This is a genomic window from Paenibacillus sp. PsM32 (genome assembly GCF_030433815.1).
GTDB classification, from domain to species: domain Bacteria; phylum Bacillota; class Bacilli; order Paenibacillales; family Paenibacillaceae; genus Saccharibacillus; species Saccharibacillus kyungheensis.
In genome coordinates, this window is sequence record NZ_JARUWY010000010.1 from 160,155 (window position 1) to 175,882 (window position 15,728).

At 40.7% G+C, this 15,728-nt stretch carries 14 protein-coding genes; 12 read left to right on the plus strand and 2 right to left on the minus strand.

From position 1 onward, the window contains the following. Positions 1–481 precede the first annotated feature (481 nt). From QCD85_RS18220 to QCD85_RS18275, 12 genes are all read left to right on the plus strand, one after another. Entirely contained in the window at positions 482–1,372 is an 891-nt protein-coding gene (locus QCD85_RS18220) for a transporter substrate-binding domain-containing protein (protein ID WP_441005632.1), read from the plus strand. Between the two features lie 35 nt (positions 1,373–1,407). Further along, on the plus strand, positions 1,408–2,178 hold the full coding sequence (locus tag QCD85_RS18225) for an amino acid ABC transporter permease (RefSeq protein WP_301263468.1): 771 nt from the start codon (positions 1,408–1,410) through the stop codon (positions 2,176–2,178). Next, positions 2,175–2,885: an amino acid ABC transporter permease gene (locus tag QCD85_RS18230; RefSeq protein ID WP_301263469.1), complete on the plus strand. Its 711-nt coding sequence runs from the start codon at positions 2,175–2,177 to the stop codon at positions 2,883–2,885. Before QCD85_RS18225 ends, QCD85_RS18230 begins: the two co-directional genes overlap by 4 nt. Before the next feature lies 1 nt (position 2,886). After that, positions 2,887–3,639 carry an amino acid ABC transporter ATP-binding protein gene (locus QCD85_RS18235; RefSeq protein ID WP_274170086.1) on the plus strand — a complete coding sequence of 251 codons (753 nt, stop codon included), beginning with the start codon at positions 2,887–2,889 and terminating at the stop codon, positions 3,637–3,639. A 39-nt stretch (positions 3,640–3,678) separates the two neighbouring features. Next, positions 3,679–4,713 (plus strand): LLM class flavin-dependent oxidoreductase, encoded by a 1,035-nt coding sequence (locus tag QCD85_RS18240; RefSeq protein WP_301263470.1) that lies wholly within the window; start codon positions 3,679–3,681, stop codon positions 4,711–4,713. A gap of 7 nt (positions 4,714–4,720) precedes the next feature. Further along, entirely contained in the window at positions 4,721–5,884 is a 1,164-nt protein-coding gene (locus tag QCD85_RS18245) for an amidohydrolase (protein ID WP_301263471.1), read from the plus strand. Between the two features lie 208 nt (positions 5,885–6,092). After that, positions 6,093–7,037, plus strand: coding sequence for an ArsR/SmtB family transcription factor (locus QCD85_RS18250; RefSeq protein WP_301263472.1), 945 nt, complete (start codon positions 6,093–6,095; stop codon positions 7,035–7,037). A gap of 234 nt (positions 7,038–7,271) precedes the next feature. Beyond that, a complete protein-coding gene (locus tag QCD85_RS18255; protein WP_301263473.1) occupies positions 7,272–8,981 on the plus strand; it encodes an ABC transporter substrate-binding protein in 1,710 nt (569 codons plus the stop codon). A 22-nt stretch (positions 8,982–9,003) separates the two neighbouring features. Beyond that, positions 9,004–9,957: an ABC transporter permease gene (locus tag QCD85_RS18260; RefSeq protein ID WP_301263474.1), complete on the plus strand. Its 954-nt coding sequence runs from the start codon at positions 9,004–9,006 to the stop codon at positions 9,955–9,957. An 18-nt stretch (positions 9,958–9,975) separates the two neighbouring features. After that, a complete protein-coding gene (opp4C, locus tag QCD85_RS18265; protein ID WP_273616089.1) occupies positions 9,976–10,902 on the plus strand; it encodes an oligopeptide ABC transporter permease in 927 nt (308 codons plus the stop codon). A gap of 10 nt (positions 10,903–10,912) precedes the next feature. Then, complete coding sequence (locus tag QCD85_RS18270) at positions 10,913–11,905, plus strand: ABC transporter ATP-binding protein (protein WP_274170081.1); 993 nt, start codon at positions 10,913–10,915, stop codon at positions 11,903–11,905. After that, on the plus strand, positions 11,898–12,863 hold the full coding sequence (locus QCD85_RS18275) for an ABC transporter ATP-binding protein (protein WP_301263475.1): 966 nt from the start codon (positions 11,898–11,900) through the stop codon (positions 12,861–12,863). The genes QCD85_RS18270 and QCD85_RS18275 overlap by 8 nt, the downstream gene beginning before the upstream one ends. 79 nt (positions 12,864–12,942) lie before the next feature. Here QCD85_RS18275 and trhO read toward each other — a convergent pair whose 3' ends face one another. Continuing rightward, on the minus strand, positions 12,943–13,836 hold the full coding sequence (gene trhO / locus QCD85_RS18280) for an oxygen-dependent tRNA uridine(34) hydroxylase TrhO (protein ID WP_273616092.1): 894 nt from the start codon (positions 13,834–13,836) through the stop codon (positions 12,943–12,945). Between the two features lie 600 nt (positions 13,837–14,436). Next, positions 14,437–15,504 (minus strand): ribosome small subunit-dependent GTPase A, encoded by a 1,068-nt coding sequence (rsgA, locus tag QCD85_RS18285; protein ID WP_301263476.1) that lies wholly within the window; start codon positions 15,502–15,504, stop codon positions 14,437–14,439. Positions 15,505–15,728: the final 224 nt, after the last annotated feature.

Below are 15,728 nucleotides of genomic sequence, written 5' to 3' on the forward strand. Positions count from 1 at the left end.
ATGCATATCTTATAGCAAATGAATGACCTATAGAACAAATCAATATAAAGATGACGCAATACGCCTAATCTTTCCAACTAACATCATCTTTATCTTTACTTGCTACCCTCCCACAAGGGAAACAAATGCACCACCCAAGTAGCATGTCATCTGTTACCATCATCCCACCAAGCACAAGCGAAGAGGGAAGATTCATTCTGAAAGAGCGAAGCGCTCGCATTTAAAAGAATATCCCCACCGCAAAGCGGTAAATTTAAGGGATATTCTTTTACCAGCGACGACAAGAATAATCTACCCTCATAGCGCCTGTACTCTATTGCACACTTCTACCTATCATTTGTTTCCCTCACACCTATTGATTTGTTCAATACACCGATAGAACTTTCCTATTATCCAGGTCATTGACGCTGAGAAAGGACGATGATAGATTTATCACATGCTAAATCCGATTAAGTTGATATGAATTAGGGGGAAGAAGAAAATGAGAAAAAAAACAGGGTTAACAGTACTTACATTATGGGCAGTTGTTTGGATGCTGGTACTATCGGGTTGCGCATCTGTTAGCGAATCAAGTGGAGGTTCAGCAGGAGGAACATCTTCTGCATCAGATAGCAATAATGCAACAGCGTCTACAGGTGGTGTCAAAAAAATTATCGTCGGTACAGGTACAGCCTTTCCGAATGTCTGCTTTATTGATGAAAATGGCAAGCTTACCGGATACGATGTGGAATTGGTACGTGAGATCGATAAACGTCTACCAGATGTAGAATTTGAATTTAAAACGATGGAATTCTCAAATCTGCTACTAAGCTTAGAAACAAACAAAATAGATTTTGTCGCTCACCAGATGGAGACGAATCCTGAACGTGAACAAAAATATCTGTTTAACAAAGTGCCATATAGCATTTTCCTTAATCGTGTAGCTGTTGCGAAAGATAATAATGCGATTAAAGGATTAGATGATCTGGTCGGGAAAAAAGTGCTTACAGGAGCTACAAGTAATGCGGCTTACCTACTTAATGAATATAACAAGACACATAACAACGGTATAGATGTTGTCTATAGTAGTGGAGCAGCCAATGATACTGTTCAACAAATCGTATCAGGACGGGTAGATGCCACGATTACGACAGATTTTGCTAATCGTTTCAATACAGATGCAGACGGTAATGTAGCACTCAAAACAGTCGGAGAACCGTTAAATCAATCCAATGTCTTTTTCGTGTTCCGCAAAGATGAGCAACCTCTGGCAGATGAGATCGATCAAGCGATCACAGAAATCAAAGCAGATGGAACACTCAAAAAATTAAGCGAACAATGGTTAGGCGATGACTTCACCAAAACGTTAGAAGAAGCCAAAGTAACCAAATAAATAATAAATAGCTAGTAGAAAGGAGCACATCATACATGAGCAGAAAATTCGATATTACCTATGTGTTTGATTTTATTCCTAAATTATTAGCTTATCTCAATATAACACTGCTCATTGTAGGCAGCTCGATTCTACTAGGTCTTATTATCGGAATGCTTGTCGCGTTACCCCGTCTATACAATGTGCCTGTACTTAAGCGTATCTCGCAAGTGTATGTCTCCTTTTTTCGCGGGACACCGATTCTGATTCAATTATTTCTGATCTATTATGGACTGCCGACGATTCTACAATGGATCAATATTGATATTTCTAGAGTAGCAGTGTTGTACTTTGTGATTCTGGCTTATGCACTGAACAGTGGAGCTTTTGTCTCTGAAATGATAAGAGCTTCAGTCAGTGCAGTAGATAAAGGACAGATTGAAGCCGCGCAATCCATAGGCATGAGCGGATATCAGACGTTTACACGTATTATTTTGCCACAAGCGTTAGCGATCAGTATTCCGTTATTTGGTAATCTGGTGATCGGCAATCTGAAAGACACTTCACTTGCGTTTACTCTAGGTGTGATGGAAATGACAGGCAGATCACAGACGTTAGGAACAGCTACACAACATTTTGTAGAGACATATATTGCTTTATCTTTGATCTACTTTGTAATCAGTATGATCTTGGAACAAGGATTCCTCTGGTTAGAACGTCGTCTACATCGTCATGAAGCAAGTGTAAGGCAGAGTTCTAAAGTGATGGGACGCAAATGGCTAACCCGTCCTGTATCTGCACTTAGCAAAGGAGGTAGAAGTGGATGACACTGGATCCATCGTTTATGTGGACAGCCTTTCTAAGCCTTTTTAAAGCATTACCGACTACGCTTATGATTACTTTCGTATCTGTAATCTGCGGTCTATTGATAGGAACGGGGGTAGCCTTATGTCGAATTTATCGAATTCCTGGATTGTCTCAACTTTCTACCGCTTACGTGACTTTTATACGCGGTACACCGATGTTGATGCATTTATTGTTAATTTATTTTGGCTTACCGATTCTGATCGATAGTGTATCTACTCACTTAGGATGGTCATTTACTTCGGCATCGATTCCGCTCATTGGATTTGTATTTATCGCATTTTCGATTACAGCAGGAGCATATATGTCTGAAGTGGTACGAGCAGGTATTGTTGCTGTAGATCGTGGACAGATCGAAGCGGCTCATTCGATTGGCATGACAACACCACAAGCGTTACGCCGAATCGTATTACCACAAGCGTTAGCAGTCAGCCTTCCGAATTTGTCCAATTCAGTGATTGGGATGTTACATGGATCTACACTTGCTTATACGATCTCTGTTATAGAAATTAACGCCCAAGCACTGGTAGTTGCTGCGAACAATTGGAAATACTTTGAAGCGTATATCGCCGCTGCTGTCTTGTTCTGGGGACTGACCTTATTGATCGAACGGGGTAGTGGATGGTTAGAAAAACGTCTCAACGCTTATCATCGTGGAGGTGTGATGTAATATGATTCAACTGGAGCAAATATCCAAGTCATTTGGCAAACAGGAAGTGCTTCACCATATCGATCTACAAGTTAAAAAAGGTGAAGTGGTGGTCATTTTGGGCCCGAGCGGTTCAGGCAAGACGACATTACTGCGCTGTATTAATTATTTGGAAAAGCCTGATGCAGGACAGATTACAATCGGTAATCTACGTGTCGATACGAAGCATCCTACCAAAAAAGAAATCCATGCGCTACGTCAACAAACAGCGATGGTATTTCAACAATATAATCTATTCAAACACAAAACAGCACTCGAAAATGTAATGGAAGGATTAACGATTGTTCGCAAAATAGCCAAAGATAAAGCACGTGAGATCAGTGTACAGGTACTTGAGAAAGTAGGGCTTGGCACCAAGTTGGATCATTATCCAAGCCAGCTATCCGGTGGTCAGCAACAACGTGTAGGAATTGCTAGAGCACTGGCTTTGAATCCAGAAGTAATTCTTTTTGATGAACCGACTTCAGCACTTGATCCAGAACTGGTGGGTGAGGTGTTAAGTGTAATTCGCAAAATAGCTAAAGAAGGTATCACCATGATTGTAGTAACACATGAAATGGATTTTGCCAGAGATGTCGCTAATCATGTGGTCTTTATGGATGGTGGCGTAGTTGTAGAAGAAGGAACACCGGAAGAGATTTTTCAACGTCCCAAAGAAGAACGTACCCGTCAATTTTTGAGCCGTATTACACCGCAGGCTACGTATTCTATTTAGAAAATAATACACATAGATCGATTGAGGGAGGAACAGAAGATGAGTATTCCGATAGGTATTTTGGATCAAAGTCCACGATTTGCAGGAGAAAGTGCAGAAGATGCTTTTCGACATACGATAGAGCTTGCTCAAATTGCCGAGGAATTGGGGTATCGTCGATTCTGGGTATCCGAGCATCATGATTCTGCTAATGTGTCTGGTTCTTCACCGGAAGTATTGATCTCTTATTTGCTCGCCAAAACCAAAAAAATTACGATTGGTTCAGGTGGAGTGATGTTGCAACATTATAGTCCGTACAAAGTCGCCGAGAACTTTAATGTATTATCTACACTTGCACCGGGCAGAGTAGAATTAGGCATAGGACGTGCTCCAGGTGGATTACCCCGATCAACACGTGCTTTACAAGGAGATCATCAGACAAGCGCTGTAAGCTTAACCGATAAAATTATAGAAACCCGCAATTATATTTACAATCGAATAGCAGACGATCATGCGCTAGCAGGTATCCATGTAAGTCCAAATCCTGCGCAACCTGCTGATCTATTCGTACTTGGAGCGAGTTCCAATAGTGCAGAAGTAGCGGCCAAATTAGGATTACCCTATGTGTTCTCCCAATTTATTAACGGAGATGAAGAAGTGGCTCTTACAGCTGTACGTAATTATCGTGAACAATTTGTTCCTTCGATCGAATATCCGAAGCCACATGTTATTCTTGCTTTATCTGTTATAGTCGCTGAGACCGAAGAAGAAGCTGCTCAATTAGCAGGTGAGAATCTATCTGTTAAAATTCATCTGGAAAGTGGTAAAGTACTTACAGTAGCTACCATCGAACAAGCCGAAGAATTTGGTAGACAATCTGCTGAAAAATATCGAATTGAAGTAAAAGAAGCCAAAGTAGTCAAAGGTTCTCCTTCGTCGGTGTATCAACAATTGTCTGATATTCGTCAGCGATATGGTATAGAAGAATTGGTAGTGCATACAGTGATTCAGAATTTTCATAAACGTGTGCGTTCATTTGAATTATTACAACAGGCTTTTGTTAAGGCAGAGGTAGAAGCTTCATTGGAGGTGTAAATAGCGCATGGCGTTAATAGAAGGGCTTCAACAGCAACTTAGCGATATTCGTAGACATATTCATCGTCATCCTGAATTATCAGGAGAAGAGATACAGACAACAGCTTATATCCGTCAATTGTTAGAAGCGGCAGATATTCAGATTTTGTCTTTTCCTAATTTGAAAACAGGTGTGATTGCAGAAATAGGAACCGGTGAATCGGTTATTGCGTTACGTGCAGATATTGATGCTTTGCCTGTACAAGAAGAGACAGGACTTGCTTTTGCTTCAGAAGTAAATGGTAAAATGCATGCATGTGGTCATGATTTTCATACTGCTTCTTTGTTAGGGGCGGCGTATTTGCTCAAAGAACAAGAACATCAACTGCAAGGAAGAGTGCGATTGATTTTTCAACCTGCCGAAGAAAAAGCCAAAGGAGCACAGCAAGTAATTACCAATGGAGCGCTTGAAGGTGTACAAGCGATCTTCGGACTTCACAACAAGCCTGACCTGCCTGTAGGCACAGTAGGGATTCGCAATGGTGCACTGATGGCAGCGGCAGATGGATTTATTGTAGAAGTGACAGGAGTCGGTACACATGCTGCGGTACCAGAAGCAGGGATTGATCCTATCGTGGTGTCTGCACATATTGTAACAGCAATACAATCTATCGTTAGTCGTAATATCAGTTCTCAACAAGGTGCTGTTATTAGCGTGACCCAGTTGAATAGCGGACATGTATGGAATGTGATTCCTGATCTCGCTGTCCTGCAAGGAACGATCCGTACATTTGATGAAAAGGTACGGGAGCAAGTGCTATCTCGATTTGAACAGATTGTCGAAGGGGTAGCCACTGCTTTTGGAACTTCTGCCAAAGTAAAATGGTTAGCCGGTCCTCCTCCTGTTCTCAATGATGAGCAGTGGACAGGTGCAACCCAGATTGCAGCAGAGCAAAGCAATCTTCAAGTGGTTGAGCCTGCGGTATCACCAGCAAGCGAAGACTTTTCATTTTATCAAAAAGAAGTGCCAGGTGTATTTATCTTTGTCGGTACGTCTGGTCCGCAAGAGTGGCATCATCCGTCATTTGATGTAGATGAACGTGCATTAAGCAGTACCGCTACATTTTTGGCAAATACAGCGCGTGTTGCTTTGAAGCAAGCAGAGCAACAACCTATTTCATCCACATATTGATTTTCATGTTAATAATCTTTATTTCAATCTGGTTATAACGGAAAGCTGTTTCTTTAGAGAAAGTAGTCATCAACAAAGGCTATCATAATCAAAGAAACAGCTTTTTTTTGTTGTGGTTTGTAACCAATAACTGACTGCAATTATGATCAGAGATTGCCAAAGTTATCCTTGATACGATAAAATACGCCCAAGAAAGGTTGTGTCTGTATTGAGTGATTCGGTGACGGTTCCCAAGTCAGTATCCTATACAATTGAGCTTCAATTTAACCCTTTATATGAATGTCTTAACAGCTTGCATACGTATATCTGCCGTCCTTCTTACAAAAAGATCGATTTAGATCCTTCTTGGGCCAAATCGGTAGAGGAGCAGTTACCTCCTGCATTTGCAGAGCGTCTTGCTCAGACGGGAATCGACGCAGAGTGGAGATTGATTGTTTTGCTGGTCTGTTGTTGTCCTCACAAGACACCGGAACAATTTATACAATGGATAGAAGATATGACAGTTAAGCAACTAGAAGTACTAATCGCTGAACATACGTCACTGCCGGTTACCGGAGTGGCTCGTCTGCGTAGCCGAATATTGATGTTGTTCCAACAATGGAATGAATATTACTTTTCCCGGATCGATCAGCAGATCATCGTAGGGCTGCAACAAGAATATGAGCAGAAGCAAGCGATATTGATGCAGAACCATCATCTGTCTACTTTTGTAGATGAAGTGACCAACGGTATTGTATTTGAACCGCATGCTGAATTCAAGCGTCTGATTCTTGTACCTCATTATCATTTCAAACCGCTTAATATTATTTATGCATATCATTCATTTGTTATCTGTCATTATCCCGCCAAATTATATCTGGGCGATTCTTCTGAATTACCGCCTTATGAATATCGAGTCATTCGGGCATTGGCTGAACAGAGCCGGTTGAAAATATTAAAATATCTATATAATGGTCCACGTAGCTTTATTGAGATTGTACGTTATTTGGGATTATCGAAAGGAATTACGCATGATCATGTGACCAAGTTACGCAGTGCTGGATTACTTCATGCCCATATTCAAGGAGAAACGCTCACTGTCTATAGTCTGCGAACTCATGCTATTGATCATCTACAGCAGATGTTAATGCATTTTATTGAAGATAATCAATAAATAAAGATTTATATACGATTAGATCGTTTCTATACAGGAGCGATCTTTTTGCTGTGCGCTGAGATATAAGCAGAATTGAACACACGACTGATCTCACCAACTGTTATATATTAACTTTTTTCGGAAATGATTTTAAGTTCTCTCTTTACAGAACCGCTTTAGATTCCTATAATAGCTTTACCGACTAATAACATAGTTAACAGGTCGGAATAATAAATATTAGGGGAATGTATAATGAAAAAAAGTGTAACTTTACTATCCGGCGTGCTTATGGCTTCTTTGTTATTTACAGCATGCTCTAGTGGAGGAGCTGATAATAGCAGTTCTTCAGTAGCCAATGGTACAACCGAAGCATCACCAACGACTGCTCTAACCAGTTTGTTCAAAGCACCTGATCTTACCAAGTTACCTGCTACTGCTCAGCAACGTACAGATACGATCATTATGGCGTTAACTGATCCAGCCGGAGCGTTTACTCCTTATTTTCATCAAAGTGGATATGATGGCAATGTCTCTTCATTATTGTATGCACCGCTTGTGACAACAGATGATAAAGGGCTACCGGCTCCGAATCTAGCGAAAAGTTGGGACTTGTCCAAAGATCAACTTACATATACGTTTCATTTGCGTAAAAACTTGAAATTTAGTGATGGCTCACCGCTTACAGCAGACGATGTAGCGTTCACATGGACGATTTTGCATGACAAATCGTATGACAATGATTCGCTTATTCCAACATTAGGCATCGTAGGTGGAGCAGATTACAAAGCTGGCAAAGCGTCTACTATCTCTGGTATTAAAGTTATTGATCCACAGACTATTTCAGTTACGATTGCGAAGCCTAATGCAACTGCACTATTGACGTTAGGTAGCGATGTATTGTCCAAAGCTTATTATGGCAAAGACTATAAATTCGGCGAACTGGAATATATCAAAAAGTTACATCAGACTCCACTTGGGAATGGACCGTATGTATTAACCAAATTTATTCCGGGACAAGAAGTGCGTTTTACAGCTAATGAGAATTATTTCAAAGGCGCTCCCAAAACAAAAAACTTTATCTACAAAACATCAGAAGGAGATACCTGGCAGTATGTGGAGACAGGGGAAATTGATTTTGCTTCCTTTAGTGCGACACAAGAAAATATCGATAAACTCAAAAGTTTGGGATTTGTAGATATTTTGCCGTATACACCAAGCACGTACAGCTTTTTACAAGCCAATCTGGAACATGAAGCTTTGAAAGATAAAAAAGTACGTCAAGCGATTGCTTACGGATTGGATCGTCAAAGTATTTATGTAGACGCGAATCAAGGGGCAGGAGAAATAGCTAATATTCCTGCGGCTCCTATCTCATGGGCATATACAACAGAGGGTATTAATCCTTATGCCTATAGCGCAGAAAAAGCGAATCAATTGCTCGATGAAGCAGGTTGGGTCGCTGGAGCAGATGGTATTCGTGAAAAAGATGGCCAAAAGCTGACTCTTCATTATCTAGGTTCCAAAAGTCCACAAACGGATATCTTTATCGCTGTCGCTACAGAAAACTTCAAAGCGATCGGCGTTGATTTCCAACCGGAAGTATTTGCAGACTTTAACTCACTTGCTTCCAAAGTCGAAGGCGGAGATTATGATCTAGCTTCATTCTCGACACCGATGTTAACCGATCCTTCAGATGGATTAGTGCAATTTTTGGATGGAGAGATCAAAGGGTATGATAATCCTGAATTTGTGAAATTATACAACGAAGCATTAGCAACCAATGATATTGAACAACGCAAAAAAATCTATGCAGACATTTTCAAATTATTAAATGATGATCTACCTGTTATTTTCACCAACTACAAAAAAGTGGTCTATGCCTATAACGGACGTATTCAAGACTTAACAGTCAGTCCATTTAACGGTATTGCATCAAGTGTACCGCAATGGAATTTGAAGTAATCGGTAACAAGGAGTTGAGCATATGAGTAGCTATTTAATCAAGCGTCTAGCGTATACTCTGTTTATTTTATTAGCAGCTTCGTTATTGATCTTTTGCCTGTATGCGTTAACTCCGGGGGATTTTATAACAGGTAATATCAAGTTAAGTCCTGAACGCAAAGCGGAATTGCGTGAGTTATACGGGCTAAACAAACCGTTATTAGAGCGATATATCATCTGGATGAACAATGCGTTTCATGGGAATTTTGGGTATTCGCTGGATAAGCAACAACCGGTACTCACGTTATTTAATCAGTATGTATGGAATTCATTTTTGTTAGCGATTGTCTCTACATTTCTAACGTGGCTTATCGCTGTGATTATCGGTGTAATCGCAGCGTATAAGCAGTATTCATGGTTTGATACGCTCGTGATGGTCGGTATCTTTGCCGCTATGTCGATTCCGTCGTTTTTTATTGGACTATTTCTGATTAAAATATTGGCGGTTGACTTCAAATGGTTACCGCCGGGAGGCATGTTAACGACAGGTAGCAATGCTACAGGAATGGCTTATCTAAAAGAAGTGATTCATCATATGACGTTGCCGGTCATTGTTATGACATTGCTGGGTGTAGGATCATTAACCCGTTATTTCCGCAGTAATATGATTGATGTTATTCAGCAAGATTATATCCGTACGGCTCGTGCCAAAGGATTGAGTGAGCGCAAAGTGTTATTTACCCATGCTTTGCGTAATGCATTATTGCCTGCGATTACACTGGTAGGATTTGAATTACCTGCGCTATTTGGTGGGTCGCTGATTATTGAACGAATTTTCAATTGGCCAGGGATAGGTCAATTATATATGCAATCATTTACAGTTCGAGATTATCCGCTATTAATGGGCTTTACGATGTTTATTGCTGTATTAACCGTTATCGGTACGTTATTATCGGATATTTTGTATCATGTCGCTGATCCGCGTGTAAAAATCTAGCGGACTAAGGAGGATCATATGCCATCTATACAGGCTGAAGTGACGAATGTATCTACCCATAGACCTCAAGCTGTCAAATCGTCTTTGTGGCGACAGTCGATTCGTAAATTAGTCAAAAATAAATTGGCTGTAGGTGGATTTGCAGTCGTTGTGTTTATGTTTTTGCTTTGTTTTGTAGGGCCTTTATTTTCGCCGTATACCGACAATAAAGTGAATATGGCAATGATGAATAAAGCGCCTAATATCCATCACTGGCTGGGAACCGATAAGTTAGGACGGGATGTATTAACACGTGTGATGCAAGCAGGAAGAATCTCGTTAACAGTAGGGATTGCATCGATGTTTTTGTCTGTATTTATCGGAACATTGTTAGGAGCGATAGCAGGATATTATCGAGGGATTGTTGATCAAGTGATTATGCGTATCGCTGATCTGCTACTCACGATTCCCAGTCTGCCGTTATTGTTTATTTTTGGAGCCTTATTATCAGAATGGAAAGTACCTACAGATTACCGAATGTATATCGTAATGCTTATTCTTAGTCTGGTAGGTTGGCCTTCACTGGCACGTATGGTGAGAGGGCAATTGTTATCTTTGCGTGAACGGGAATTTATGCAAGCAACGATCGTTTTAGGATTACGTGATCGTCGTAAATTGGTGAATCATTTATTACCGAATCTAGTCCCATTATTAATAGTGATTGCTACGCTGAATATTGGTGGCGCTATTCTTAGTGAATCGGTATTAAGCTTCTTTGGACTAGGTGTTATGCCGCCTACACCTACATGGGGCAATATGATTGATGCGGCAAATAATATGATCGATTTTCAAGAACGTCCGTGGTTATGGGTTCCACCCGGTTTTTCTATTTTCGCAACAGTGATAGCCATTAATATTTTTGGTGATGGGTTGCGAGATGTGCTTGATCCGAAACAAAAAAGGTAGGTGAATCAACATGAGTACCGACTCGTTATTGCATATTCAGCATTTAAGCACCTATTTTGATACCGATGATGGTACAGTCAAAGCAGTCGATGATATCAGCTTGCATGTTCGTCCCGGTGAAATTGTCTGTATTGTCGGTGAATCCGGTTGTGGTAAAAGTATCACTGCACTCTCTGTAATGGGATTGATCGAAGCGCCTGCTGGACGGATTGCAGACGGCGTGATTGATTTTGATGGGCAAAATTTATTGAATTTGAGTAAAAATCATCTACGAAGTATTCGTGGGAATGATATCGCTATGATTTTTCAAGAACCGATGTCTTCACTCAATCCTGTACTTACGATCGGTGAACAAATGAGCGAGCCATTAATCATTCACAAAAAAATGAATAAAAAGCAAGCACAACAGCGAGTATTAGAATTGATTACGCAAGTAGGTATTTCTCGGCCAGAACAGATTGCTAAGTCATATCCGCATGAATTAAGTGGAGGGATGTTACAGCGCATTATGATCGCTATCGCCATCTCTTGTGATCCCAAGCTGTTAATTGCCGATGAGCCCACAACAGCGCTTGATGTCACAATTCAAGCACAGATTCTAGATATGTTACGAGAGTTTCGTAGTCAATCGGATATGTCGATTCTGCTGATTACACATGATCTAGGCGTGGTTGCTGAAATGGCAGATTATGTGATTGTTATGTATTCGGGCAAAATAGTAGAAGAAGGCGAAGTGGTTGAATTATTTGCTAATCCTCGCCATCCGTATACTCAAGGGCTACTACGTTCTAAGCCTATTATCAATCAACGGCAAAAAGAACTGTATTCGATTCCAGGATATGTACCGAACCCGCTTGAATTGCAAAAATCCTGTTATTTTCATGAGCGATGTGAGCATTGTATGGATATTTGTCGTACTGAAGAACCGCCACTACGTGATCTAGAAAACGGTCAAAAAACGGCTTGCTGGTTATATGAAAAGGAGGCAACCGTTCATGTCTGAAGCACTGCTAGATATTCAGCATCTCAAAAAATACTTTCCTATCAAATCAGGTCTACTTAGTCGAACAGTGGGACAGGTCAAAGCTGTCGATGATATTAGTATTACGATTCAGCCAGGAGAAACATTTGGTCTGGTTGGGGAGTCGGGTAGTGGCAAAAGTACAGTAGGACGTACAGCTATTCGGTTAACCGACAAAACTGCCGGAGAAGTTCGATTTAAAGGAACCGATATTTATCATTTACCACCGGAGCAGTTGCGACAGTTACGTCCCAAAATGCAGTTGATCTTTCAAGATCCATACAGTTCGCTTAATCCTCGTGTACGGATAGGCGAAGCGATAGGTGAAGCTTTGTTAGATCATGGTCTAGCATCTGCTTCCGATATTCGTGATCGGGTCAAAGAAGTACTATCTTCTTGCGGATTATCGTCCTACCATATTGATCGTTTTCCACATGAATTTTCTGGAGGTCAACGTCAACGGATCGGAATTGCCCGAGCATTGGTATTGAATCCAGAGTTGATTATTGCTGATGAACCGGTATCAGCGCTTGATGTATCAATTCAAGCTCAGATTATTAACCTGTTTAGTCATTTACAGGAAAGTAAAGGATTAACGTATCTTTTTATTTCGCATGATTTGAGTGTAGTCGAACATCTATGTTCACGTATTGGGGTGATGTATCTCGGTTCAATGGTAGAGACAGCTTCCAGAGATGAATTGTTCCGTCATCCGCTACATCCATATACCAAAGCTTTGTTGTCTGCTGTACCGATTCCGATTCCCAAGTTAAAGCGTGAACGAATCGTGTTAAAAGGGGATATTCCAAGCCCTGCCAATCCACCTTCTGGTTGCAAATTTCATACTCGCTGTCCATTTGCAGAACAGCGTTGTAAAGACGAAGTTCCTGTATTTCGCAATATGGGTAGTGATCACTGGGTTGCATGTCATTTGGTCTAAACGTATAAAAGAATAGTATAATTAGCAAAAAGCCACTGATCTTTTTAAAGATCAATGGCTTTTTTTTGATGTTATCTATTTAGTTAGAAGCTGTAACAGCTACTTGCTCGCGGCAAGCATCCGAGCAGAAGTGTTCGTGTTCTTCTTTGCAAGATTCGCATACTACATGTTGCAGATTGCAAGTCGGGCAGTTGATATAATCGTCTGTTGGTGCTTCGCAATGATAGCATTTGCCTACAATAATATCTTCATCGGTATGATTGATTGGAATCGAAATACGTTCGTCAAATACATAACATTTTCCGTCAAACAATCGACCTTGTACTTCAGGGTCTTTACTATAAGTCACAATACCGCCTTCAAGTTGAGCGACATCGTTAAAGCCTTCTTTCATCAAGAAACCGGTTAGCTTTTCACAACGTACGCCACCTGTGCAGTATGTGAGAATCTTTTTGTCTTTGAACTCGCTCATATTTTCTCTGATCCATTCAGGGAACTCGCGAGAAGATTCAACATTTGGACGAATCGCTCCACGGAAATGACCGATATCGTATTCATAATCGTTACGACCATCCAAAACAATCACATCTTCTTGTTGAAGTTGTTCATAGAACTCTTTCGGTGAAAGGTGTTTGCCTGTAAACTCACTAGCATCCCATTCTTCTTCAAAGCGGAAAGTGACCAATTCATCTTTTGGACGTACAAACATTTTTTTGAAAGCATGTTCTTCTGCTTCATCAATTTTGAACACTGTATCTGCAAATCGTGGATCTGCTAATAAGTCTTGCATATACTGTTCAGTCTGTTCAAAATCACCTGACAATGTACCGTTAATACCTTCTGGTGCGATTAGAATTCTTCCTTTGATACCTAACTTTTTGCAATATTTCAAATGCTCTGCGGCAAGTGCTTCATGATCATCAATTTTGACAAATTTATAAAATAATAAAATCCGGTATGGACTCGTAGACATATTCATCACCCTATATATAAAAATTTTAATTTTGCACCGACGTACAATATAATCGCAATCATAAATTTTACGCTTCTCTTGGGGGTTAGTCAATGAAAATGTATAAAAAGGGGGATTTAATTCTCATGGGGGGGTGGGAGGGCTGCGCCAATAGAATCGTTCTTGTCGTCGCTGGTGCTATGGAATCCCTTGAATGACCGCTTGGCGGTCGGGATTTCATAGCAAAGGCGATCGCTTCGCTCTTTCAGAACGATTCTATTCGCTCCGCTCCGCTCTACGGTGGGAGTGGGAGGAATTAAAGTCTTGGGTGGGGGAGGGTAGGTGGAGTTTGGGTGGGAGATTTGGAGGGGAGTGAGAATGTAGTGGGAAAGTAATAGATAGTATTGAGATGGTAAGTGAGAGTCAGATATAGTGGGATTATTGTGAGAATGGGAAGAAGATTTTGTGAAGGGATAATATAGTGGGAAATAAAAAAAGGGGCTGTCTAATGGGGATAGACAGCCGGGAGTGTGGGATAGCATATAGAGTTGGGATGGAGAAAGTATCTATTCACAGATGCTTATCCAACATACCTAAATGTGATTTGATTTTGTATAGTAATTAGCGATTTGCGCGGTTTTTGGAATTTTGTTTATGTGTTTTGGATAAGGTTTTCCATTTTTGTTTTTCTTGGCGCAGTTGAGTGACGTTATTTTTGCGTTCATTGTAGGCTAGTTCTTTTTTGAGTTTGAGCCAGTTGTTGTAATGTTTAGTTGGTAGTGTGCCTTCGGTTAATGCTTGTTGCACCGCGCAGTCTGGTTGATCCTCTGTATGCGCACAATCGTGGAAGCGACATTGTTCGGCTAGAGATTCGATATCATGGAATGTTTCTTCCAGTCCAGTTGAAGCTTGCCCTATACCCAGACTTCGCATGCCGGGAGTATCGATCACGATTATACCATTGTGTAGTAAATGGAGTTCACGATGAGTAGTAGTGTGTTTACCTTTGGCATCGTCTTCGCGAATTGCATTTGTTTTCATTTTGTATTCGCCTGCAAGTGCGTTAACGAGTGAAGATTTACCGACACCAGAAGAACCAAGCAATACCAGTGTGTCTCCTACAGCAAAATGCGCTTGTAGTTCTGTTAATCCGTCACCATGAATACTATCGACTGGATAGACAGGAACACCAAAGCCAGCTATTTCTAATTGTTGAAGATAGTGATCCAATTGATCGGTTAGATCGCTTTTGGTTACGATAATAAGCGGTTGTGCTCCGCTATTCCACGCAATCGTTAAATAACGCTCAATACGATTCAAATTAAAGTCATCATTTGCCGAACAAACGAGTAGACAATAATCAAAGTTGGCAGCAACCACCTGTTCACCAATATCAGGATCATCACGCAAAATAATCGTTTTGCGCGGTAACACTTGATGGATGAGTGAAGTATCACCGGGATGGCTCTCCAGAGCGACAAAATCACCAATCGAAGGGCGATCGACTCGCAGAGCATCGCGAAATGAAGATGTTTTTAATTTGGCTAATTGTTCTCCATCTTCAGAGACAACACGGTATACATGTTTGAACACGGCACTAATCCGTGCTGGAATAAGACGTTCCGACGTCTCATAGGCTGCAAAGTGTGCAGCAAAATAATCGTTATATCCATAATCATTAATATTCAATTCAGTTAGCTCCTTTGTTGTATCGGGAGCTTGTTTACGTTATCCGTTCATTTCTCCCGATTGGAAATAGGTTCTATGCGGCGTGTGATGGGGTGTACGTTCAATAGTCATCATTATGAATCATCCTTTCTGTTCGGGATTTCACCAACAGTATAACAGAAAATGGATAAAAAGGAATAGCAAAAATAGAAGATACGTATAAACATAACCAGGATTGTAAATAG

Coding starts and splice junctions, on each gene's coding strand:
- QCD85_RS18220 (WP_441005632.1), top strand. CDS start 482: ATGAGAAAAAAAACAGGGTTAACAGTACTTACATTATGGGCAGTTGTT.
- QCD85_RS18225 (WP_301263468.1), top strand. CDS start 1,408: ATGAGCAGAAAATTCGATATTACCTATGTGTTTGATTTTATTCCTAAA.
- QCD85_RS18230 (WP_301263469.1), top strand. CDS start 2,175: ATGACACTGGATCCATCGTTTATGTGGACAGCCTTTCTAAGCCTTTTT.
- QCD85_RS18235 (WP_274170086.1), top strand. CDS start 2,887: ATGATTCAACTGGAGCAAATATCCAAGTCATTTGGCAAACAGGAAGTG.
- QCD85_RS18240 (WP_301263470.1), top strand. CDS start 3,679: ATGAGTATTCCGATAGGTATTTTGGATCAAAGTCCACGATTTGCAGGA.
- QCD85_RS18245 (WP_301263471.1), top strand. CDS start 4,721: ATGGCGTTAATAGAAGGGCTTCAACAGCAACTTAGCGATATTCGTAGA.
- QCD85_RS18255 (WP_301263473.1), top strand. CDS start 7,272: ATGAAAAAAAGTGTAACTTTACTATCCGGCGTGCTTATGGCTTCTTTG.
- QCD85_RS18260 (WP_301263474.1), top strand. CDS start 9,004: ATGAGTAGCTATTTAATCAAGCGTCTAGCGTATACTCTGTTTATTTTA.
- opp4C (WP_273616089.1), top strand. CDS start 9,976: ATGCCATCTATACAGGCTGAAGTGACGAATGTATCTACCCATAGACCT.
- QCD85_RS18270 (WP_274170081.1), top strand. CDS start 10,913: ATGAGTACCGACTCGTTATTGCATATTCAGCATTTAAGCACCTATTTT.
- QCD85_RS18275 (WP_301263475.1), top strand. CDS start 11,898: ATGTCTGAAGCACTGCTAGATATTCAGCATCTCAAAAAATACTTTCCT.
- trhO (WP_273616092.1), bottom strand. CDS start 13,836: ATGTCTACGAGTCCATACCGGATTTTATTATTTTATAAATTTGTCAAA.